This window comes from Mesorhizobium comanense (assembly GCF_005503535.1).
In the GTDB taxonomy this organism is placed as follows: Bacteria; Pseudomonadota; Alphaproteobacteria; order Rhizobiales; family Rhizobiaceae; genus Mesorhizobium; species Mesorhizobium comanense.
Map to the genome: position 1 here is coordinate 132,580 of NZ_SCNN01000011.1, position 21,565 is coordinate 154,144.

A 21,565-nucleotide genomic window follows, 5' to 3' on the forward strand; every position below is an offset into this window, starting at 1 on the left:
CGCTCAAGGGCATGACATGGAGCCATCCGCGCGGCTACGACCCGATGGTCGCCTGCTCCGCTTTGTGGCGGGAACGCACCGGCGTCATGATCGAGTGGGACAAGCGTTCGCTGCAGGATTTCGAATCCTACCCCGTCGAGGATCTGGCGCGCGCCTATGACCTGATCGTCATCGACCACCCGCATGTCGGCCAGATCACGGCGGAGCGCTGCCTTGCCCCCCTGGACATTGCCGGCCGCGAAGCCGAGCGCGCCGCGCTTGCCTCCGGCAGCGTCGGCCAATCCTATCCGAGCTATGGTTGGCAGGGGCGGCAGTGGGCCTTCCCCATCGATGCCGCGACGCAGGTGCAGGCCTGGCGGCCGGACGCGCTCGACGCGCCGCCGGCGCGCTGGAGCGAGGTACTCGACCTTGCCCGGCAGGGTCGCGTGCTTTTGCCCCTGCGGCCACCGCACGTGCTGATGGTGTTTTACACGCTTGCCGGCAATCTGGGCCGTGCCTGCGCTACCGATCCGGCCGGCGATCTCATCGATAGGGAAACAGGCGTTGAAGTCTTCGAGGCCATGCGCGAGATCGCGGCGCTGGTCGATCCCGCCTGTTTCGGGATGGATCCGATCGCGGTTTCCGAATGCATGGCCGAACCCGGCTCCGGCATTGTCTGCGCGCCGCTGATCTATGGCTACGTGTCTTATGCGACATCGGGATTTCGCCCGCACCGGCTGGCGTTCGCCGACATTCCGGCCATCGGTTCGGGCGGGCCTGTCGGGTCGGCGCTTGGGGGCACCGGGATCGCGGTATCGGCGTTTTCCAAGGCCAGCGATGCCGCGATCGACTTCGCCTACTGGGTCGCCAGCGGCGACGTCCAGCGCGGACCCTATGCCGCCGCCGGCGGACAGCCCGGCCATGCCGCAGCATGGGAAGACCAGGCGGTCAACGCCGCGACCGGCAATTTCTATCGCGATACCCGGGCGACACTGGAGGGAGCCTGGGTGCGGCCGCGCCACGACGGCTACATGGCGTTCCAGCAGGCGGCGTCCGATCGCATCAATTCGGGCATGACATCAGGCCATCGGGCCGGCCAGGTCGTTGCCGATTTAAATCGCCTGTTCCGGGAGGGTAGCCCGGCACAGGTGTCCGGCGCTGCCGGTGGAAGAGCCTGACCCAAACCGAACGGAGGAGAACAATGAAGAACATGACAAGCGGCCTGCTGGCCGCAACCGCATTTGCCTCGCTTGCCACGACTGCCCTTGCCCAGGATGTACAGGGCGTCATCGGCGGGCTGCCGGGCGAACTCAAGGCGCAATATGAAGGCGCGCCGCAGAAGGTGCTGCCGTCGGCCTGGGACAACTTCACCCCGCCGCCGAAGCCATGGAAATGGTGCCATTCGGAATCCTACCAGGGCAACCCGTGGCGCGTCACGGTGACCAAGGAGTTGAAGCGTCTTGTCGACGGGTTGATCGCCGACGGCACGGTTTCCAGCTTCGAGGTGTCGGATTCCAACAACGACGCCAGCCAGCAGATCAACCAGATCCGCGCCTTCATCGACAAGAAGTGCTCGATCATCACCTCGATCCCGGGTTCGGCGACGGCGCTCGACGATGCCATCGATGCCGCCGCGAAGGCCGGAATTCCCTTCATCACCGCGGCCGGTTCGGTGACCAGCCCGAACGCGATCAATGTCGATTCCAACTATGCGCGTTGGGGCTATGACATGATGACGGCGATCGGCAAGGCCGATCCGGACGGCGCCAGCATCCTGCTGGTCGAAGGCATTGCCGGTCACCCCATCGTGGTGCAGGAGCGCCAGGGTGCGGACAAGGCGCTGGCCGAGAACCCGAAGCTGAAGATTTCGCGCACCGTCAACGGCAACTGGACGGCCAACGTCACCAAGACAGTGGTGCTGCAGGCGATCGCCACGAACCCGGCGCCGATCGACGCGGTGTGGACGACGGGCAGCGAAAGCCGCGTCGTTGCCGAGGCCTTCGCCGAGGCCGGCCGCCCGGCGCCGCTGATCACCGGTTCGATCACCGGCGATGCGCTGGGCTACTGGAAGGCCAATCCCGACAAGTACCGTTTCGAGGGCCATGCGGTGCTGCCGCACTGGACCGCCGAGACGCTGTTCCGCGTCGGCGTGCGCATGCTGGACGGCCAGAAGCCGAAGCTGAACACGCTGCTGATCCCGATCCCGGCGGTTCACAACGCCGATCTCGGTTCCTGGTACAAGGACTGCATGACGACCGATGCCGTCTCGATCTTCCCGGTGCCGCCGAAGGATCCGATGCCGGAGGAATGGCTTGACGCCTATTTCTCGAACCCCGCCCCGACCAAGGGCTGGGACTACTCGAAGGTTCCCGACGCCTGCGCGAAGTAAGGCCAACGGCAGACCAGCAAGCCGGCTCTTCGTGGAGCCGGCTTGCGAGCTTCGAAACACGGGCCAGCTTCGAAAACGGCATGCTTGAAATCAAGACCATATCCAAACGCTATGGCGAGACAGTCGCGCTCGCGGACGCCTCCATCGCCTTCCGGGCGGGGACGATCCACACGATCCTTGGCGAGAACGGCTCGGGCAAGAGTACCATGGTGAAGCTTCTGTCCGGCATCGTCCAGCCGGACAGCGGCGCCATCCTGCTCGAGGGCAAGCCGTTCTCAGGCACGAAGCCCTCGGCCTTCCAGGTGCGAGGCTTCGCCACGGTGTTTCAGGAAGTGCTGATCGCACCGGACCGCAGCGTGACCGACAACATCCTGCTCGGCCTCGACGGGCTCATCCGGCGTACCGTGCCGCGCAACGAGCGCCGCGACAGGGCAGCCGCTGCGTTGAACCGCTTCGCCGTCACGAGCGTTCCCCTCGACACGCCTGCCGGGTTGTTGCCGCTCGCGGCCCAGCAACTGGTCGTCCTCGCCCGTGCCGTCGTGCGCAACCCGAAGATCCTGATCCTCGACGAGGTGACCGCCGCGCTCGATTTCGCCGACCGCGAATCCGTCTTCTCGCTGATGCGTGCCCTTGCCGGCGAGGGTTGCCTCATCCTGTTCATCACGCACCGGATGGATGAGGTGATGTCGCTGTCGGATCGCATTTCGGTCCTGCGCGGTGGCACCGTCGTGAGCACCGAAGAACGCGGCGCCTCGACGCCCGCCGAACTGCTCAAGGCCATGGCGCCGCGCACAGCGGCGGAGCTTGCCCATGGCTGATCGCGCCTCCGATTTTCGTGGCCTGATCGTCCATGACCTCGTCATCGCGCCGGGCGCCAGTCCGATCGCGAAGCGGATAGCTCCGGGCGAAATCGTCGGCCTTGCCGGGCTCGATGGCCACGGCCAGGAGCCGTTCCTGAAAATGCTGGCCGGCCTCGATCCGCCGCTAGGCGGCTCGATCGCGCTCGACCTGCCCGCCGGGCCACGTCAGATCACCGGATTCCGCAAGGCGGTCTCCAGCGGCATCGCCTACCTGCCCCGCGACCGGCGTGCGAGCGGTATTTTTCCTACACAGTCGGTGCTCGACAATTTCGCCATTTCGACGCTCGCGCGCGACACGCGCCTCGGCCTGATCAGTCCCGCGGCGCGCAGAGCGCGCTACGAGAGCTATCGCGAAAAGCTGTCGATCGTGGCGCCCCGACCCGATGCGCCGATAACCACGCTGTCGGGCGGCAACCAGCAGAAGGTGCTGCTGGCAAGAGCCTTGGCGCTCCAGCCTGCGATCCTGCTCCTCAACGACCCGACGCGCGGCGTCGACGTGGCGACGCGGCATGTTCTCTACGATGTGTTTCGCGGGCTTGCCGGCGACGGCATGGCTCTCGTCATCCTGTCCAGCGAGATCGAGGAGATTCTCCTGCTTTGCCATCGCGTGCTGGTGTTCCGGGAGAACGAAGTCGCGGCGGAGATCGCCGGAGAGGAGATGAACACCGAAACCGTCATCGCGGCGATGTTTGGACGCGCGGCATGAACCATATCTCTCGCCTCATGTCGCTTGCGCGCAGCATCGGTTTTGCCGTCGTGCTGCTCATCGTCCTCCTGACCATCAATCTCGTGCTGAATCCGGCACGGTTCCAGCCGGGTTCGTGGGGCGCGCTGATCGGGCTGGCCGCACCGCTGGTCGGCGCCGCAATCGCCTCGACGCCGGTTATCCTTGCCGGACGTGGCGGCATCGACATCTCGGTCGGGCCGCTGATGGGCTTCGTCAATGCCATGCTGATCCAGGTTCTGTTCCTCAAGGCCGGCATCGCGTCGCCGCTGCTTGTTGTGCCGGCAGCCCTCCTCGTCGGCGGCCTTGTCGGCGCTGCGAACGGGTTTCTCGCGACCATCGTGCGGATCCAGCCGATCGTCGCCACGCTCGGCACCTATCTGATCCTGACCGGCGTGACGCTGACGATCCTGCCGGCGCCGATCGGTCCGGCTCCGGCCTGGCTCAAGGCCCTTGCGGGTCCCTGGTCGATGCTGCCGCTGGCGGCAATCTTCCTTGGCTGGTGGCAGGTGCGGCGGCTTCCGTATTACGACCAGTTGATGGCGGTGGGCAGCGACGACCGGGCCGCCTACACCGCCGGCGTCGATGTCACGCGCGTGCGGTTCATCGCCTATGTCATGACGGGAATCCTCGGCGGCTGCGCCGGGCTGATGCTGACGGCACTGATCGGGTCGGCCGATCCCAATATCGGGCCGACCTACACGCTGATCGCCATCGCCGCGGTCGCCCTGGGCGGCGTCAGCCTTGCCGGTGGACGAGGCGGCGTCGCGGGCGCGGCGATCGGCGCCATCGATATCTTCCTGCTGCAGAGCGTGCTGACGACGTTCAACGTCTCGACCTTCGTGCTGCAGATCGCCTATGGCGCCATACTGGTGCTGGCGGTGATGTTGACCGCCATGCAGGAACGCCTGGCCATGAGGGGGCGCTGACATGGCCGCACGCAGAAACCTGTTCGCGACGACCAATGCCCGCGTCATCGGCGCCTTCTGCGTCGCCGCGCTCCTGCATCTCGCCGGAACGCTTCTCATCCCCGGCTATTCCTCGCCATTTGCCGTGCGCGCCATGCTGGTGCTCGCCTCGCTGCTCGCGGTCGCCTCGATCGGGCAGACGCTGGTGGTGATCATGGGCGGCATCGACCTGTCCATCCCGTTCGTCATCGGCTTCGCCAATGTCGTGGCGGCACAACTCTACGGCGACGGCTGGAACTTCTTCCTGGTCTGCGCGCTCGTCGGCGTGCTGGCGCTCGCCATCGGCGGACTGAACGGGCTGATCGCGCGCAGTCTCGACATCCAGCCGCTGATCGTCACGCTGGGCATCGGCATGGTGGTGCAGGGGCTGGTGCTCTTATGGACGGCCGGCTTCCCGTCAGGCTCGGCGCCGCAAGCGGTTTCCTCTTTCGTCTCGATCGGCGGCTCGGCCGGGCCTCTGCCGGTGCCATGGCTGGTGCCGAGCCTGATCGTCCTGGCAGCACTGGTGGTGCTGGTGCTGGAACGGACGCCTTACGGGCGCCGGCTCTATGCGCTGGGCAGCAATCCGGGCGCAGCACCTCTGGCGCTGATCGATCCGGTTGGCATGTGGATGATTACCTATGCGGCCAGCGCCTTCTTCGCCGCCGTGGCGGGTGTGCTTCTGCTCGGCTTCACCGGCTCGGCCTATGGCGATGTTGGCCAGCCCTACCTGTTCCAGACCATCGCCGCAGTCGTCGTGGGCGGCGCCGCGCTGGTCGGCGGACGCGGCAGCTATCTCGGCACCATCGCCGGCGTGCTGGTGCTCACAGAAATCAACACGCTGCTGATCGGCCTCGGCTTCCAGCCTTCGGCCGTGCAGGCAGCACTGGGGTTCATCATCGTGCTGCTGGTCTCGCTCTACGGCCGGGAGCGGCACGTCTCGGCCACGATCTGACCAGAGATCGGGCGAAGTCAGTCGAGACGCCACAGCTTTCGGGCATTGCCCGACAACAGCGCGTCGCGCTCGGCGACGCTGCTGCCGGAGAGCAAGGCATGCGTCGCGGCCACCCAGGTCGAGAGCCCGCCACCCAGCGTGCAGACCGGCCAGTCGCTGCCCCAGACGACGCGGTCCCAGCCGAACGAGCCGATCGTGTGCTCGACATAGGGACGAAGTGTCTCGACGGTCCAGTTGCCGGGATCGGCATAGGCGACGACGCCGGAGATCTTGGCCACGACGTTCGGGCGCCGGGCGATCTCGCTCATATGATCGCGCCAGGGATGTTCGGCTCCGGCCTTGATATCGGGCACACCGCAATGGTCGAGGACGAACTGGACGTCAGGCGCAAGATCGGCCAGCGCGATCGCCTTGGGAATCTGGTGCGGCAGCACGACGAGGTCGAAGGTCAGGCCGGTTCCACCGAGCCGCTTGATGTTGTCCCGGAACAGCGCGGCTTCCGACAGTTCGTCCGGCATGACGTGGAGGACGCGGCGGAAACCCTTGACGAAGGGATTGGCCTGCTGCCGTTCGAGATAGGGGGTAAAATCAGCCTCCTCCGGACGGCAGGATGCGATCGCCCCGGCCAGCATGCTGCCGGACTGCCGCGACAACCTCTCGACGTGGGCGGTCTCAGCCTCGATGTCGGCGGCGTCGACATCGACCTCCATGTGCAGCACGCGCTCCACACCGACACGTTGCGCCTCGGCGGCATACTCCTCATAGGAGAAATCGCGGTTCAGCGCCGGCGCGCCCGTCAGCCAGGGATAGCGCAAGGCCGAGCGATCGATGAGATGCAGGTGGGTGTCGATGATCATCGCCGCGTGTCCTCCATGGTGCGCAACACTATCTCGCTGAAAAATCGATTATTCAAATAAGAAATTACGAGGACTGAGGCACATCGGAACCCGCCAGTCTCGACAGCCGGGCCGCGGCATCCCGCAAAAGCTGGATCGTCAGCGTGATGTCGGGCGCGGCCGCCGCGTTGACGAGGGTAATGTAGGGAATGGTGAGCGCCGCGATGGCGCGGCCGTCCGGTCCCAGCACCGGCGTCGAAAGATTGTAGACGCCGGCCGTCTGCAGCGAGGCCATCATCTCGTAGCCGCGGTCACGCACCTGGTCGAGCCGGGCGAAGAACTCCGGCGTCAGCGCGAACTCCTCGGTACTTTGCAAATGCTCGGAGATCATCATTTCCCGCTCCTCCGGCGAGCGGAAGGCCAGCAGAACATGACCGGAGCCAGTGTCGAAAAGGCTGATATGCGAACCCACACGGATCGAAATACCCCAGTAGCGCGGGGCTTCCTGCTGCGAGATGACCACGGCCGCACCCCGGTCGAAGACGACGAGCTGGTTAGCCTGCCATGAGGTCTCGGCCAGTTCGCGCATGATGGGCGTGGCGTAGGAGACGAGCCTGCGCACCGGCGCATGCAGTTGCGCCAGCCCGAAAAGCTTCAGCGTCAGCGAATAGCGATCACCGTCGATCTTGGTGACGTAGCCGCGCCGCACAAGACGGTCGAGCATCCGGTAGAATTCGTTCGGGCTGCGATCGAGCCGCTTGGCGATCTCCGCCTGGGTCAGCCCGCCATCCACGCTCGACAGCAGTTCGAGAATGTCGAGGCCCTTGTCCAGTGCCGGCGCGCGGTAACGGTCGCCCTCTTCGTCTTCGGCCAAGTGTCTCTCCAGTGAATTTCGAACTCCATATATGCATAAAGCCTCCTCCGCTCAAAGCACAATCGGCTTGACCCGGGAATGAAAATGCTATTTGCATATGAATGAAGCCGACACGGCGACGCCGCATATCGCGGGGCCGCCTTGCCGGGTCCATGGGAGGAGAACATGACGAGACTGCTACTAGGCATAACCACCGGCCTGGCCGGGCTGGCGCTGAGCGGCGCTGCGCTTGCGGCCGATCTGCCCGGCAAATTTCCAGGCGTCACCGTCGACGTGAAGCTGATCGGCGGACAGCAATACGAGAAGCTCTACGAGCGCATTCCCGAATGGGAGAAGGCGACCGGCGCAAAGGTCAACATCCTGACCAAGAAGAACGGCTTCGACATCGACAAGGAGCTCAAGTCCGACATCGCCTCGGGCAGCACCAACTGGTGCGTCGGCTGGAACCATTCGTCCTTCGCGCCGCAATATACCGGTCTCTACACCGACCTCAGCAAGCTTCTGCCCAAGGAAGAGATCGATGCCTTTGTGCCGTCGACGATCAAATCGGCAACCATAGACGGCAAGCTGGAAATGCTGCCGCGCGCGCAGTTCGACGTTTCGGCGCTCTACTACCAGAAGAGCCTCTACGACAACGCCGACAACAAGACCAAGTTCAAGGCGAAATACGGCTATGACCTGGTGCCGCCGGACACCTGGAAGGAAGTCACCGACCAGGCCGAGTTCTTCGCCAACCCGCCGAATTTCTACGGCACGCAGTTCGCCGGCAAGGAAGAGGCGATCAACGGCCGGTTCTACGAAATGGTGGTCGCCGAGGGCGGCGAATATCTCGACAAGGACGGCAAGCCGGTCTTCAACTCCGAGGCCGGCATCCGGGCGCTCGACTGGTTCGTCAACCTCTACAAGGCCAAGGCAGTGCCCGCCGGAACCACCAACTATCTCTGGGACGATCTCGGCCAGGGCTTTGCCTCTGGCACGGTCGCCATCAATCTCGACTGGCCGGGCTGGGCTGGCTTCTTCAACGATCCGAAATCGTCGAAGGTTGCCGGCAATGTCGGCGTCAAGGTTGCGCCGAAGGGCTCTTCCGGCAAGCGCACCGGCTGGTCCGGTTTCCATGGTTTCTCGGTGACCGAGAACTGCCCCAACAAGGAGGCCGCGGCCTCGCTCGTATGGTGGCTGACCAACGAGGACAGCCAGAAGCTCGAAGCCGCCGCCGGCCCGTTGCCGACCCGCACCGCGGTCTGGGACTGGGACCTGAAGCAGGCGGAGAACGATCCTTACAAGAAGGAGGTCCTCTCGGCCTTCCAGGAAGAAGCCAAGCACGCCTTCGCCGTGCCGCAGACGCCTGAATGGATCGAAATCTCGAACGCCGTCTATCCGGAACTGCAGGCGGCGATCCTTGGCGACAAGACCTCCAAGCAGGCCCTGGACGAAGCCGCCGCCAAGGCGACGCAGATCCTGCAGGACGCCGGCAAGCTCTAACGATCGCTCCCAAGCCGCCTCCCCCATTCCTGATGGGGGAGGCGATCGCGTCCAGCCAGTGTTGACGATCCTTTTCCCTCCCTTGGCCGGGTGTCACTCGGCGGGCGGGCCGGAATTTGAACGCAAACCCCCATGGGATCCTGATGAAGGGCTTGAAGCCATCCGCGCCGTTCCTGCTGCTGCTTCCGGCCATCATCGTGCTGGCCGCGGTCGTCGTGGTGCCTCTGATCCTGTCGCTCTATTCCAGCTTCACGCCGTTCCGCCTGACCAAGCCCGAGACCTTCTTCGTGTTCGTCGGCTTCCGAAACTATGTCGCGATCCTGTCCAATACCGATTTCTGGTGGGCGTTCGGCCGCACCGTGCTGCTGCTGACCATCGCACTCAATCTCGAAATGCTGCTCGGCCTCGGTCTCGCCATGCTGGTCGAGAAGGCGACGCGCGGCCAGCGCCTGCTGCGCACGCTGATGATGTTTCCGATGATGTTCTCGCCGATCCTGGTCGGCTTCCAGTTCAAATTCATGTTCAACGACAATATCGGACTGGTGAACAATGCCTTGCAGTCGCTCGGCATCTCGCAGGACGCAATTCCGTGGCTTATCGAAAGCCACCTCGCCTTCATCGCCATTTCTATCGCCGAGATTTGGTCGTCAACGGCGATCTTCGCCATCCTCATTCTCGCCGGCCTGCTCGCCATGCCCAAGGAGCCGATCGAGGCGGCGCGCGTCGACGGCTGCACGCCGTGGCAGACCTTCCGCTATGTGACCTGGCCGTTCGTCATGCCGTTCGCCTATATCGCCATGACCATCCGTTCGCTCGACGTCGCGCGCGCCTATGACATCGTCAAGATCATGACCGATGGCGGACCCGCCGGCCGTACCGAGCTCCTGTGGACATTGGTGGCGCGCACGGCCTACAGCGACGGGCGCATGGGCGCGGCCAACGCCATGGCTTATTTCTCGATCCTGCTGTCGATCGCCTTCACCGTCTATTTCTTCAACAAGCTCGCCGCGGCGCGCACCCAGATCGGCGCGGAGTGGTGATGGACGAGAATTCTTCCGCCCGCCTGAAGCGCCGGCTGCTTGGCATCGTCTACCGCATCGGCCTGTTCCTGGCGATGCTGACCATCTGCCTGCCCGGCCTGTGGATCGTTCTTTCGTCGCTGCGGCCCACCGTCGAGATCATGGCCAAGCCGCCGGTGTGGATCCCGCAACAGATCTCGTTCGACGCCTATGTCGCGATGTTCTCGGGCATCGGCAAGGGCGGCATCCCGGTCATCGAGTATTTCCGCAATTCGCTGATCATCTCGGTGACGTCGACGGTCATTGCGGTCGCCATCGGCATGGCCGGCGGCTATGCCTTCGCCCGCTATCGCTTCCGTGGCAAGTCGGGCGTCTTTCTTGGCCTGATGCTGACGCGCACCGTGCCTGGCATCGCGCTGTCGTTACCCTTGTTTTTCCTCTATGTGCGGCTCGGCATCATCGATACGCATTTCGGGCTTATCCTGGCCTATGTCGCGCTCAACGTGCCGTTCACCATCTGGCTGATCGACGGCTTCTTCCGCCAGGTGCCGAAGGATCTCGCCGAAGCCGCGCAGATCGACGGTTGCACGCGCTGGCAGGCCTTCTGGCAGGTCGAATTCCCGCTTGCCGGGCCGGGCATCGCGTCTGCCGCGATCTTCGCCTTCCTGACGTGCTGGAACGAGTTCGCGCTGGCCTCGCAATTGACCCGCTCGGTCAGCGCCAAGACGCTGCCGGTCGGCCTGCTCGACTATACGGCCGAGTTCACCATCGACTGGCGCGGCATGTGCGCGCTGGCCGTTGTGATGATCATTCCGGCGCTCACCCTCACCTACATCGTCCAGAAGCACCTTGTCGGCGGCCTGACCTCCGGCGCGGTGAAAGGCTGATCTCATGGCAACGGTTTCCCTGAAAAAACTGACCAAGCGCTACGGCAGTATCGAGATCGTGCATGGCATCGACCTCGACATCGCCGACCGTGAATTCATCGCGCTGGTCGGGCCTTCCGGATGCGGCAAGTCGACCACCTTGCGCATGATCGCCGGGCTGGAGGAGATCAGCGCCGGTTCGATCGGGATCGGCGGCCGTGTCGTCAACGATCTGCCGCCGCGCTCGCGCAACATCTCGATGGTGTTCCAGTCCTACGCGCTCTACCCGCACATGACGGTGCGCGAGAATCTCGGCTTCTCCCTGAAGATCGCCGGCGCCGCCAAGGACGAAATGGACCGCCGCGTCGCCGAGGCCTCTGCGATCCTCGGCCTCGACGCGCTGCTCGATCGCCGCCCCTCGCAGCTGTCGGGCGGCCAGCGCCAGCGCGTCGCCATGGGCCGCGCCATCGTGCGCGACCCCGATGTGTTCCTGTTCGACGAGCCGCTCTCCAACCTCGACGCCAAGCTGCGCACCCAGATGCGCACCGAAATCAAGAAGCTGCACGCCAAGGTGCAGTCGACCGTGATCTACGTTACCCATGACCAGGTCGAGGCGATGACGCTGGCCGACCGCATCGTCATCATGCGCGACGGCTACATCGAACAGGTCGGCACGCCGGACGAAGTTTTCCGGCGGCCGGCGACCCGCTTCGTCGCCGGCTTCATCGGTTCGCCGCCGATGAACCTCAACGAGGCGACGGTCGATGGCGGCCAACTGGTCTTCGCCAGCGGCGCGAGGCTGCCCCTGCCCGCCCAGTTCAAGGCCAATGTCACGGCCGGCGACAAAGTGGTGTTCGGGTTGCGGCCCGACGACATCTATCCCACCGGCCACGGGCTGAGTTCCGGCGATGCGACCGCTGTGCACCAGATCGAGCTGCCGATCACGGTTACCGAACCGCTCGGCAACGAGACGCTGGTGTTCGTCGAGTTCAACGGCAGCGACTGGGTTTCGCGGATGCTCAATCCGAGGCCCCTGCGTTCGGGCGAGCGCGTCGCCATGAGCCTCGACCTGTCGCAGGCGCATCTGTTCGCCACCGACACCGGCAAGACCTTGCGGAGCTGATCGACATGGCCAGGATCGAGAAAATCGAACTGCGGATGGTGGACCTTGTGCCCAAGGTCAAGCGCACCGACGCCATACAGAGCTTCGTCAGCCAGGAGACGCCGATCGTCACCATCACCGATTCCGACGGCGCGGTCGGCACAGGCTACAGCTACACGATCGGCACCGGCGGTTCGTCGGTGATGCGGCTTCTGTCGGATCACCTGGCTCCGCGCCTGATCGGCCGCGACCCCGACATGATCGAGGCGATCTGGCACGATCTCGAATTCGCCACCCATGCCACCACGATCGGCGCCATCACGGCAATCGCCATCGCCGCGATCGACACCGCACTTTGGGACCTGAGGGCAAGAAAGCAGAACCTGCCGCTGTGGAAACTTGCTGGCGGCGCCAAGGACCGCTGTCCGCTCTACACGACCGAGGGCGGATGGCTGCATATCGAGACGCAGGCGCTGGTCGACGACGCACTGGCCGCCAAGGCCAAGGGCTTTCGTGGTTCCAAGGTGAAGATCGGCAAGCCGCATGGGTCGGAGGATCTCGCGCGCCTGTCGGCGGTCCGCAAGGCCGTTGGCGACGGCTACGAGATCATGACCGATGCCAACCAGGGTTTTTTCGTCGACGAGGCGATCCGGCGCGCGGCGAAGCTGCGTGAACTCGACCTCGCCTGGATCGAGGAGCCGCTGCCCGCCGACGACATAGACGGCCATGTGCGGCTATCCAATTCAACGCCGACGCCGATCGCCATCGGCGAGTCGCTCTACTCCATGCGCCACTTCCGCGAATACATGCAGAAGGGCGCTTGCTCGATCGTGCAGGTTGATGTCGGCCGCATCGGCGGCATCACGCCCTGGCTCAAGATCGCGCATGCGGCCGAAGCTTTCGACATCCCGGTCTGCCCGCACTTCCTGATGGAGCTTCATGTCAGCCTGACCTGCGCTGTTCAGAACGGCCGCTATGTCGAGTACATTCCGCAGCTCGACCAGTTGACCGGCAAGCATATGCGCATCGAGGATGGGCACGCGCTTGCGCCCGACGAGCCGGGTATCGGCATCGATTGGGATTGGGACGCGGTCAAGGCCATGAGCATCGCCGAATTCACCACGGCGATCACCAGATAGGGGAACGACATGCAGCGGATGGGTATGATCTTGGGGCTGAAGCCGGAGAAGGTCGAGGAGTATGTCCGCCTCCATGCCGCGGTCTGGCCCGATGTGCTGACGATGATCTCGGCCTGCAACATCAAGAACTACTCCATCTACCTGAAGCGGCCGGAGAACCTGCTGTTTTCCTATTTCGAGTATCACGGCACCGATTACGCGGCCGACATGGCCAGGATGGCGGCCGACCCGAAGACGCAGGAGTGGTGGTCCTTCTGCATGCCCTGCCAGGAGCCGCTGGCGACCCGCAGGGAAGGCGAATGGTGGGCTTCGATGGACGAGGTCTTCCATCATGACTGAGGCCGGGTTCGACCCTGCCTCGCTCGTCCAGTCCTGGCCAAGACCTTCGAAGCCCCGGCCGATCGTGACCTTCGGCGCGGGATCGATCGTCGGCGACGCGCATTTTCCAGCCTACCGGAAAGCCGACTTCCCGGTTGTGGGCCTCTATGATCCCGATCAGGCCAAGGCGCAGGCCCTTGCGGAGAAATGGAGCGTCGCCGCCTTTCGCTCGCCAGAAGAAGCCGCCGCCGTGCCCGACGCCATCTTCGATCTGGCGACGCCGCCGAGCCGGCACGCCGAGATCCTGAAGGCGCTGCCCGATGGTGCGGTGGCATTGATCCAAAAGCCGATGGGCAACTATCTCGGCGAGGCGACCGAAATCCTGGAAATCTGCCGCTCCAGGCACCTCCAAGCGGCTGTGAATTTTCAACTGCGCTTCGCACCGATGATGCTGGCGCTGAAGGACGCCATCGCCAAGGGCTGGCTCGGCGAGGTCGTCGACTTCGATGCATGGCTGGCGCTGGCGACGCCCTGGCAGTTGTGGGAGTTCCTGCTCAAGGCGCCGCGCGTCGAGATCGCCATGCATTCCATCCACTATCTCGATCTCGTCAGGCAGTTGCTCGGCGACCCCAGGGGCGTGCACGCCAAGACACTCGGCCATCCCAACCACACGGTGGCGCAGACGCGCACCAGCGCCATTCTCGACTATGGCGACACCGTGCGTTGCGCGCTGTCGATCAACCACGATCATAAATTCGGCCGGCGGCATCAGGCCTGCGAGTTCCGTATCTGCGGCACCGAGGGCGCGGCCTATCTCAAGCTCGGCCTCAATCTCGATTATCCCCGTGGCGAGCCCGACATTCTGGAGATCCATCCGAAAGGCGGCCAGGACTGGATCGCCGTGCCCTTGGCCGGCGAATGGTTCCCCGACGCATTCGTCGGCCGCATGGCCAATGTCCAGCGCTTTGCATCGGGCGAGGATGCGGAATTGATCAGCTCGGTCGAGGACGCCTGGAACACGATGGCCCTGGTCGAGGCCGCCTATAAATCAAGCGCGGCGCCGGCAACGCCGCTCGCCGAAAGGCCGTAAGGCAGGACATGGAACAGATCACCTATTTCGAGGACTACGAGATCGGCTCGACGCGGCTGACCAGCGGCCGCACCATCACCGAGACAGACTTCATCGTCCATGCCGGGCACACCGGCGATTTCTTCCCGCACCATATGGACGCCGAGTACATGAAGACGACGCCGTTCGGCCAGCGCATCGCGCATGGCACGCTGGTGTTCTCGGTCGGCATCGGCTTGACGGCTGCTATCGTCAATCCGGTTGCCTTTTCCTATGGCTATGACCGGCTTCGCTTCATCAAGCCCGTATTCATCGGCGACACGATCCGCACACGCACCACCATCGCGGCCAAAGAGGACGATCCGAAGCGACCGGGCTCGGGCCGCGTGATCGAGCGCTGCGAAGTGATCAACCAGCGTGGCGAGGTGGTGCTGGCTGCCGATCACATCTACATCGTCGAACGCAAGCCGGCCTAGGCGGCCCGGCGTCACGAGCCGGTGGCGCGGGCGGTGATGCGTTCAAGGCCGAGCAGCAGGATCAGGGTCGCCGCCACCAGGATCATGGTCAGTGCCGCTCCGGCAAAGATGTCACCGCGATCGGTGAGGCTGAAGATCGACACCGGCAGCGTCACCCAGCCCGGCGGATAGACCATGACGGTGGCGCCGAGCTCGCCCATGGACAGCGCGAAGCTGAGGCCGAAGGCGGCGACGAGGTAAGGCGCGAGCAGCGGCAACGTAACATGCCAGAGCCGGTAGGCGGGACGCGCGCCGAGGCTCGACGCCACCTGCTCGAAATCAGGCGACAGCCGCGCCAGGCCGGCCGAGACATTGCCGAAGGTGAAGGCCGAAATCAGCACGAAATGCGCGATCATGACGATGGCGATCGTGCCGTTCAGGAGCAGCGGCGGGTGGCTGAAGGCAACCAGCAGGCCGAGGCCGACCGACACCGAAGGCACGGCGCTGGGGATGAAGAACAGCAGGCCGAGCAAGCGCTTCAGGGACTGGCCCTGAAGGCGCAGCGACAGCGCCGCCCAGGTGCCGCTGACCAGCGCCAGGGCACTCGCCAGGAAGCCGGTGATGAAGCTTGCCTTCACGGAGTTCCACGCAGCGCCCCTGGCGACGTCGGTGTAGTGCTCTGTCGTCAGCCCGTTGGGCAAAACACCATTCCACTGATCGGCAAGGCTGGACAGGAGAATGACCGCCAGCGGCGCCAGGAACAGCACGCCGAAGATCAATGCGAAGAACAGCCAGATCAGCAGGCGACCGGATCGCGACCAGACCAGCATGGCTAGGCTCCCAACCGGCTGGCGGCGAAGCGGTAGAGCCCGAACAGGCCGAGCGACAGCGCGATATTGACCGTGGCGATGATGCAGGCGACCTGATAGGCCGATTCCTGGATCGCCTTGCCGTAGATCAGCAGGGGCAGCGTGATGACGCCCTTGGCGCCGATGAACAGCACGATGCCGAATTCGTTGACGGTGAGCAACAGGCAGAGGCTGCCGCCGGCGATGAGTGCGGGAACTGCCGCCGGCAGGATGATCTGGCGCACGATGCGCAAGGGACGTGCGCCAAGCACGCTTGCCGCTTCGATCTGGGCACGGTCGACCAGCGAAAAGGCGGCGAGCAGCGGCCGCAGGATGAAGGGCGTGTAGACCGTCACTTCGGCCAGCACCACACCCCAGGTCGAATAGAGGAAATCGACCGGCGGCAGCGGCAAGGAGAAGACTTCCATCAGTCCTGAGTTGAGCATGCCCGCCGAACCATAGAGGAAGGTGAAGGCAAGCGTGACCAGGAAGGTCGGCAACGCGATAAACGTGTCGATGAGCCTGGCGATGAAGCCGCTGCCGGGAAACGGCACGAAGGCAAGGATCAGCGCCAGCAAGAGGCCAACGATCAGGCATCCGGCCGTGGCGGCTACCGAGATCGTCACGGTGTTCATCAGCGCGTTGAGGAAAAACCGCGAGTGGAGAACATTTATGATTTCGCCTGCATTGGCGACGCCGCCATCATCGAGGAAAGCCTGCCTGACGATAAGCGCCAGAGGATAGAAGAACAGCAGGGCGAGCAGCGCCGCCGGCGGCACGATCCACAACCGGCCGGGTTCTTTCCTGCTCGCCGGCGGATGAAGGGCAATCGCCTCAGACACCGGCGTCTTCCGGCAGCAGCGACGTGTCGGCGGGCGAGAAGTACAGAGGCACGCTCGCCCCCGGTTCAGGCAGAGCGACGGGCAGTTTGGTCGCCGAGACGCGCATCGGCGTGCCGTCGACATCGAGCACGAGATGAGTGAGTTCGCCCTGCCAGTGCACCTCCCTGAGCGTGCCGACGATGCGGTTGGTGTGCTCCGCGTCGGCCGTCAGGCTGAGATGCTGTGGCCGGATGCAGAGCAGGCTCTTGTCGCCTGCCCTCTCGTCGCGGGCGGCACCCGCGAGCACGGCTTCGCCATGCCTTGCGGTGGCAAAGCCGTTCGACCCCACGGGTTCGGCGACCGTCACCGGCAGCAGATTGGCACGGCCCAGGAACTCGGCGGTGAACCGGTTCGGCGGACGCCGGTAGAGTTCCGTCGTCGGCCCATGCGAACAGACCCTGCCATCGCGCATGATGGCGATCTTGTCGGCAAGGGTCAGGGCCTCGGTCTGGTCGTGGGTGACATAGAGGATCGTCAGGCCCGGCAGGCTGCGGTGGAGGCGGGCGATCTCCTCGACCATGTTGCGGCGGATCTGAGCGTCGAGCGCCGAGAGCGGCTCGTCGAGCAGGAGCACACGGGGGCGCACCGCCAGCGCGCGGGCAATGGCGACACGCTGCTGCTGGCCGCCGGAGAGCTCGCGCGGATAGCGTCCGGCATAGGCCGACATGCCGACTGTGCCCAGCGCATCCTTGACCCGCTCGGCGATGAGCGCCTTGTCGGCACCCTGCGCCCTCAGGCCAAAGGCGACATTGTCCTCGACCCGCATATGCGGGAAGAGTGCATAGTTCTGCACCACCATCCCCAGTCCACGCTCGTAGGGCGGCAGGTCGGTCACATCGGTGGCGCCGATGCGGATGCGCCCGCTCGCCGGCCGCACGAAACCGGCCACCGCCCGCAAGGCGGTCGTCTTGCCGGAACCGGACGGGCCGATCATCGCCAGGATTTCGCCGGGCGCGATGTCGAGGGTCAGCGGATGAAGAACGACGTGCGAGCCATAGGCGACGACAACCTTGTCGAAGTGGACGTTGGAACCGGCGCCGCGAACCTTCGCGGCGTCGATATCCGTGACTCCAGAACCCGTGAAGGCGGCTGCCGACATGGCTTTGTTCTCCGGATCGTTTCCTTGACGGATCAACTTCCGGTCGCTTCGTTCCACTTCTTGACGTAGCCGGGCAGCTTGGCGAGCGCGTCGTCCCAATTCGGCGACCAGATTGTCAGGCCCTTCATCGCTTCCTGCAGCTTGGCGTAGTTGGCGTCCGAAGGCGTCACGTCCTTGCGGGCCGGCATGCCGATGGCGATCGAGCTCACGGTCGACTGGGCCTCCTTGGACAGCAGGAAGTCGATCAGCTTCTTGCCGTTGTCGCCATTGGGAGCACCGGTGACCAGACCGATCTCATAGGGAAGCGCGAAGGTCGAGCGAGTGCCATCCGGGCCGGCTGGCCAGAACACCTTGATGTTGGGATTGTCGGCCATCTGCGACATGTTCATCTGCAGGTCGCCATTGGCGACATGCAGTTCGCCCTTGTTGACGAGCGCGGTCAGCTTGCCGGTCGAGGCAGAGGGACCGACATTGTTGTCCTGCAGCTTCTTCATGAACGCGAAGCCGGCATCCTCGCCGCCGAAGGCATGGATGATCTGCAGCATGACGGCGGTGCCGTCACCCGCCTGGCCGGGCGTCGAATACTGGATCTTGCCCTTGAATTTGGGATCGAGCAGGTCGTTGTAGCTCTTGGGCGCTTCCGACAGCACGGCGCTGTTGTAGATGAAATTCATGTAGTTGTTGACCAGCGGCCGGTACTTGTCGGTGCCGCCATCGATCTGCGACGCTGCCTCGGGCTTGTAGTCCTGCAGCAGCCCATCGGCCGCCGCGCGCTGGATGAAAGGCGGCAAGGTGACCAGAACGTCGGCCTGCGGGTTCGATTTTTCCTTGGCGACGCGCTCGACGACACCGCCCGAGCCTGCCTCGATATACTGCACGGTGATGCCGGTGGCCTTGGTGAAGGCGGCGAATTCGGTCTCGAACCAGCTGCCGTTGCCGTCATGCAGGCCGTCGGCGGAATAGATGGTGACGACGCCGTCGGCGAGCGCCGGCCCGACGAGAGCCGACGACGCGAGCAGTGCGGCGAAGGCGGCGACCATGGTTGCATTTCGTGATTTCATAGCGGGTTCCCCTTTGATTGAAGGCACATTCTGCGATGCACTCGGACCAGCCGGCTTCGGTCTTTGATCAACGTTGAGCCGGTTGGATGTCGTCGTTGTGACAACTCTGCGGATCGGCGATCGATAAGTAAAATCTATTTATTTTATGACAGCCAAGCTTCTCCTGATATTTGTCACAGAACTGTCGCATCGCTGTCTTGGGCGCGTTCAGGACTGCGCTGAACGCGGCTATTTACTTGAAAAACCTGGATTATCAGCCGAACGAGACGCCGGAGGCCTGCGCCCGCAATCGCGGGTCGGAGGAGCGGATGGTCACCGGCCGGCCGTCAAGTATCTCGAAGCAGCGCGCGAGCGTATCCTCTTCCAGCCGGTGCATCGCCTCTTGCGTGAAGAAGGTGAGATGCGGAAACAGGATCACATTGTCGCGACCGAACAGCGGGCTCAGGGGATGGCCCGACCTGGCCAGCGGCTCGACGGAATAGACGTCGAGCCCGGCGCCGCCGATGCGTCCGGCAACGATGGCCTCGACAAGCGCCGCTTCGTCGATCAGCGCGCCGCGCGAGACATTGATGATGATGGCGGAAGGTTTCAGGCAGGCAAGTTCCGCATTGCCGACAAGGCCGCGTGTCTGGTCATTCAGGACACAATGGAGGGAAACGAAGTCGCAGGACCGCAGCATTTCGTGGAGGTCGTCGACCTTCTCGATGCCCGCGGCCCGCATGGCGGCGGCATCGACACCGGGGTCGAAGCCGAGGACGCGGGCACGAAACCCCTGGCCGGCCATGCGCGCCATGCTGCGGCCGATCCTGCCGCAGCCGACAAGGCCGAGCGTGGCGCCCGATATGTCGCGCCCGAGCCAGCGCTGCGCGGGCCAGATCCAGCCGTCGCGCGAAACCGCCGCGCTTATTTCGGGCAGCCGTTTGGCCAACGCGATCATCAGCGCGAAAGCGCCTTCCGCGACGGTTTCCTCGGCATATTCGGGAACGTTGACGACGGGAATGCCGCGCCGCATCGCGGCCGGGATGTCGATGGCGTCGATGCCGACGCCATATTTGACGATGCCCTTCAGTCTCGGCGCCGACTCGATGACCCGCGCGGTGACCGGCGTGTAGCACATCAGCAGCAGGTCGGCGTCGGCGACGGCTCCTATCAGATCGGCCTCGGCAATGCCGTCCGGCAGCGTCACCAGGTCGACGCCCCTTGCCCGCAGGCCCGCATCGATTTCAGGGCATTCGAGTTCACGGTCGGTGCGGACTGCTTTCATCGTTCAACCACCCGTTCCGCGGCTCAGCCCGCCAGCACTGCGGCCTCGACAATATCGAGCGCGCGGTCGAGATCGGCGCGCGCGATCACCAGCGGCGGTGAAAGGGTCAGCACATTGCCCTGGCTGATCTTGAAGCTCAGCCCGTGTTCGAGGCAGCGATAATAGATCTTCTCGGCAAGAGCGCGGGCCGGCGCGCGGCTTGCCTTGTCCTCGACCATCTCGACACCGAACAACAGCCCCCTGCCCCTGACGTCGCCGACAAAGGGCGAACGCTGCATGAGATCGTTCATACGCGCCATCGCGTGGGCGCCGAGTTCGGCGGCACGCTCGGCCAGCCCCTCCTCACGCACGATGGAGATTGTGGTCAGCGCGGCACGCGCGGTGACAGGGTTCTTCTCGTGCGTGTAATGGCCGATCGCGTAGTCGCCGGCAACGTCGAGATCGCGTCGCGCGATGACCGAGGCGATGGGCAGGATGCCGCCACCGAGCGACTTGCCGAGCACGATGATGTCGGGTGTGACGCCGTCATGCTCGGAGGCGAAGAACTTTCCGGTCTTGCCGAGGCCGGTCGGTATCTCGTCGAAGATGAGCAGCGTGCCGTGACGGTCGCAGGCCTCGCGCACCGCTTTCCAGAAGCCAGGCGCCGGAACGAGCGGCGTCGCCCGCATCGGCTCGGCGATGAAGGCGGCGAAGTCACCCTCGCGGCCAAGCACGTAGGAAATCACGCTCGCGCAGGCGCGCGCCGACTCCTCCAGCGAATTGGTGCCATAGGGACAATTGTGCGGCGCCCAGGGCGCGACATGCTCGGCGCCGGGCAGAAGCGGCCCGGCAATGCCCGACCGGAAGGTCGCCTCACCACCGACGCTCGACGCGCCGAAGCCGGCGCCATGAAAGGCATCCCAGAAGGACAGCGTCTTGAAACGGCCGGTGGCGGCACGCGCCAGCTTCAGCGCCACTTCGATCGCATCGGAGCCGCCGGTGGTGAACAGCACCTTGCCGAGATTGCCCGGCGCCAGTTCGCCGAGGGTCTCGGCAAGCTCGACCGCCGGCTCGCAGGCGAAGCGCCGCGGCGCGAAGGGCAACGCATCCATCTGCGCACGGATCGCTTCCTTGAGCCGCGGATGGCCGTAGCCGATGTGGTGCACGCTGTTGCCGTGGAAATCCATGTAGCGGCGCCCAGCGGTGTCCTCGATCCAGATGCCTTCGGCCCTGGCGATGGCCGAGACACAGGGGCTGGACAGGCTCTGGTGCAGGAAGGCGGCGGCATCGCGCGCAAGCAGCCGGCGCGTTGCCGCGTCATCCTGCCTTGCCGCCCATTCACCACGCGCGGCCGAACTGTTCGATTCACCTTCGGTATGGACGAGGTTCATTGTTCCTCACAGGGTTGCCGCGCCTTGC

22 protein-coding genes are annotated in these 21,565 nt (G+C 64.6%); 14 read left to right on the forward strand and 8 right to left on the reverse strand.

The features are described from left to right. Positions 1-11 precede the first annotated feature (11 nt). The 6 genes from FFS37_RS19670 to FFS37_RS19695 all read left to right on the forward strand — a co-directional run bounded on the left by FFS37_RS19670 (position 12) and on the right by FFS37_RS19695 (position 5,854). Positions 12-1,157: an extracellular solute-binding protein gene (locus tag FFS37_RS19670; RefSeq protein ID WP_137932726.1), complete on the forward strand. Its 1,146-nt coding sequence runs from the start codon at positions 12-14 to the stop codon at positions 1,155-1,157. Between the two features lie 23 nt (positions 1,158-1,180). Then, a complete protein-coding gene (locus FFS37_RS19675; protein ID WP_137932626.1) occupies positions 1,181-2,368 on the forward strand; it encodes an ABC transporter substrate-binding protein in 1,188 nt (395 codons plus the stop codon). 80 nt (positions 2,369-2,448) lie between these two features. After that, complete coding sequence (locus tag FFS37_RS19680; protein WP_137932627.1) at positions 2,449-3,186, forward strand: ATP-binding cassette domain-containing protein; 738 nt, start codon at positions 2,449-2,451, stop codon at positions 3,184-3,186. Beyond that, on the forward strand, positions 3,179-3,934 hold the full coding sequence (locus tag FFS37_RS19685; protein WP_137932628.1) for an ATP-binding cassette domain-containing protein: 756 nt from the start codon (positions 3,179-3,181) through the stop codon (positions 3,932-3,934). The genes FFS37_RS19680 and FFS37_RS19685 overlap by 8 nt, the downstream gene beginning before the upstream one ends. Then, entirely contained in the window at positions 3,931-4,881 is a 951-nt protein-coding gene (locus FFS37_RS19690) for an ABC transporter permease (protein ID WP_137932629.1), read from the forward strand. Before FFS37_RS19685 ends, FFS37_RS19690 begins: the two co-directional genes overlap by 4 nt. Position 4,882: 1 nt before the next feature. Further along, a complete protein-coding gene (locus FFS37_RS19695) occupies positions 4,883-5,854 on the forward strand; it encodes an ABC transporter permease (RefSeq protein WP_137932630.1) in 972 nt (323 codons plus the stop codon). A gap of 17 nt (positions 5,855-5,871) precedes the next feature. On the opposite strand, the gene FFS37_RS19700 is transcribed toward FFS37_RS19695, so the two are convergent. Continuing rightward, entirely contained in the window at positions 5,872-6,711 is an 840-nt protein-coding gene (locus FFS37_RS19700) for an amidohydrolase family protein (RefSeq protein ID WP_137932631.1), read from the reverse strand. Between the two features lie 64 nt (positions 6,712-6,775). Then, positions 6,776-7,564 carry an IclR family transcriptional regulator gene (locus tag FFS37_RS19705; RefSeq protein WP_137932632.1) on the reverse strand — a complete coding sequence of 263 codons (789 nt, stop codon included), beginning with the start codon at positions 7,562-7,564 and terminating at the stop codon, positions 6,776-6,778. A 165-nt stretch (positions 7,565-7,729) separates the two neighbouring features. On the opposite strand from FFS37_RS19705, the gene FFS37_RS19710 reads away from it, so the two are divergent. The 8 genes from FFS37_RS19710 to FFS37_RS19745 all read left to right on the forward strand — a co-directional run bounded on the left by FFS37_RS19710 (position 7,730) and on the right by FFS37_RS19745 (position 15,035). Continuing rightward, the gene (locus FFS37_RS19710) at positions 7,730-9,046 is read left to right on the forward strand and encodes an ABC transporter substrate-binding protein (protein WP_137932633.1); all 1,317 of its coding nucleotides are present in this window, start codon (positions 7,730-7,732) and stop codon (positions 9,044-9,046) included. A 140-nt stretch (positions 9,047-9,186) separates the two neighbouring features. Next, positions 9,187-10,086, forward strand: coding sequence for a carbohydrate ABC transporter permease (locus FFS37_RS19715; RefSeq protein ID WP_408631441.1), 900 nt, complete (start codon positions 9,187-9,189; stop codon positions 10,084-10,086). Further along, complete coding sequence (locus tag FFS37_RS19720) at positions 10,086-10,952, forward strand: carbohydrate ABC transporter permease (protein WP_135901769.1); 867 nt, start codon at positions 10,086-10,088, stop codon at positions 10,950-10,952. The genes FFS37_RS19715 and FFS37_RS19720 overlap by 1 nt, the downstream gene beginning before the upstream one ends. Positions 10,953-10,956: 4 nt before the next feature. Beyond that, on the forward strand, positions 10,957-12,054 hold the full coding sequence (locus tag FFS37_RS19725) for an ABC transporter ATP-binding protein (protein ID WP_137932635.1): 1,098 nt from the start codon (positions 10,957-10,959) through the stop codon (positions 12,052-12,054). 5 nt (positions 12,055-12,059) lie between these two features. Further along, on the forward strand, positions 12,060-13,172 hold the full coding sequence (locus FFS37_RS19730) for a mandelate racemase/muconate lactonizing enzyme family protein (protein WP_137932636.1): 1,113 nt from the start codon (positions 12,060-12,062) through the stop codon (positions 13,170-13,172). Positions 13,173-13,181: 9 nt separating this feature from the next. Further along, the gene (locus tag FFS37_RS19735) at positions 13,182-13,511 is read left to right on the forward strand and encodes an L-rhamnose mutarotase (RefSeq protein WP_137932637.1); all 330 of its coding nucleotides are present in this window, start codon (positions 13,182-13,184) and stop codon (positions 13,509-13,511) included. Then, the gene (locus FFS37_RS19740; RefSeq protein WP_137932638.1) at positions 13,504-14,580 is read left to right on the forward strand and encodes a Gfo/Idh/MocA family protein; all 1,077 of its coding nucleotides are present in this window, start codon (positions 13,504-13,506) and stop codon (positions 14,578-14,580) included. The genes FFS37_RS19735 and FFS37_RS19740 overlap by 8 nt, the downstream gene beginning before the upstream one ends. An 8-nt stretch (positions 14,581-14,588) precedes the next feature. Then, positions 14,589-15,035, forward strand: coding sequence for a MaoC/PaaZ C-terminal domain-containing protein (locus tag FFS37_RS19745; RefSeq protein WP_137932639.1), 447 nt, complete (start codon positions 14,589-14,591; stop codon positions 15,033-15,035). 11 nt (positions 15,036-15,046) lie between these two features. Here FFS37_RS19745 and FFS37_RS19750 read toward each other — a convergent pair whose 3' ends face one another. From FFS37_RS19750 to pbfA, 6 genes are all read right to left on the reverse strand, one after another. Beyond that, the gene (locus FFS37_RS19750; protein ID WP_137932640.1) at positions 15,047-15,844 is read right to left on the reverse strand and encodes an ABC transporter permease subunit; all 798 of its coding nucleotides are present in this window, start codon (positions 15,842-15,844) and stop codon (positions 15,047-15,049) included. 2 nt (positions 15,845-15,846) lie between these two features. Continuing rightward, entirely contained in the window at positions 15,847-16,704 is an 858-nt protein-coding gene (locus FFS37_RS19755) for a 2-aminoethylphosphonate ABC transporter permease subunit (RefSeq protein WP_137932641.1), read from the reverse strand. After that, positions 16,697-17,842 (reverse strand): ABC transporter ATP-binding protein, encoded by a 1,146-nt coding sequence (locus FFS37_RS19760; protein ID WP_137932642.1) that lies wholly within the window; start codon positions 17,840-17,842, stop codon positions 16,697-16,699. Before FFS37_RS19760 ends, FFS37_RS19755 begins: the two co-directional genes overlap by 8 nt. A 32-nt stretch (positions 17,843-17,874) precedes the next feature. Next, the gene (locus tag FFS37_RS19765; protein WP_137932643.1) at positions 17,875-18,903 is read right to left on the reverse strand and encodes a 2-aminoethylphosphonate ABC transporter substrate-binding protein; all 1,029 of its coding nucleotides are present in this window, start codon (positions 18,901-18,903) and stop codon (positions 17,875-17,877) included. A gap of 253 nt (positions 18,904-19,156) precedes the next feature. Continuing rightward, positions 19,157-20,167 carry an NAD(P)-dependent oxidoreductase gene (locus tag FFS37_RS19770; RefSeq protein WP_137932644.1) on the reverse strand — a complete coding sequence of 337 codons (1,011 nt, stop codon included), beginning with the start codon at positions 20,165-20,167 and terminating at the stop codon, positions 19,157-19,159. A 23-nt stretch (positions 20,168-20,190) separates the two neighbouring features. Continuing rightward, the gene (gene pbfA, locus FFS37_RS19775; protein WP_137932645.1) at positions 20,191-21,537 is read right to left on the reverse strand and encodes a (R)-1-hydroxy-2-aminoethylphosphonate ammonia-lyase; all 1,347 of its coding nucleotides are present in this window, start codon (positions 21,535-21,537) and stop codon (positions 20,191-20,193) included. Positions 21,538-21,565 lie beyond the last annotated feature (28 nt).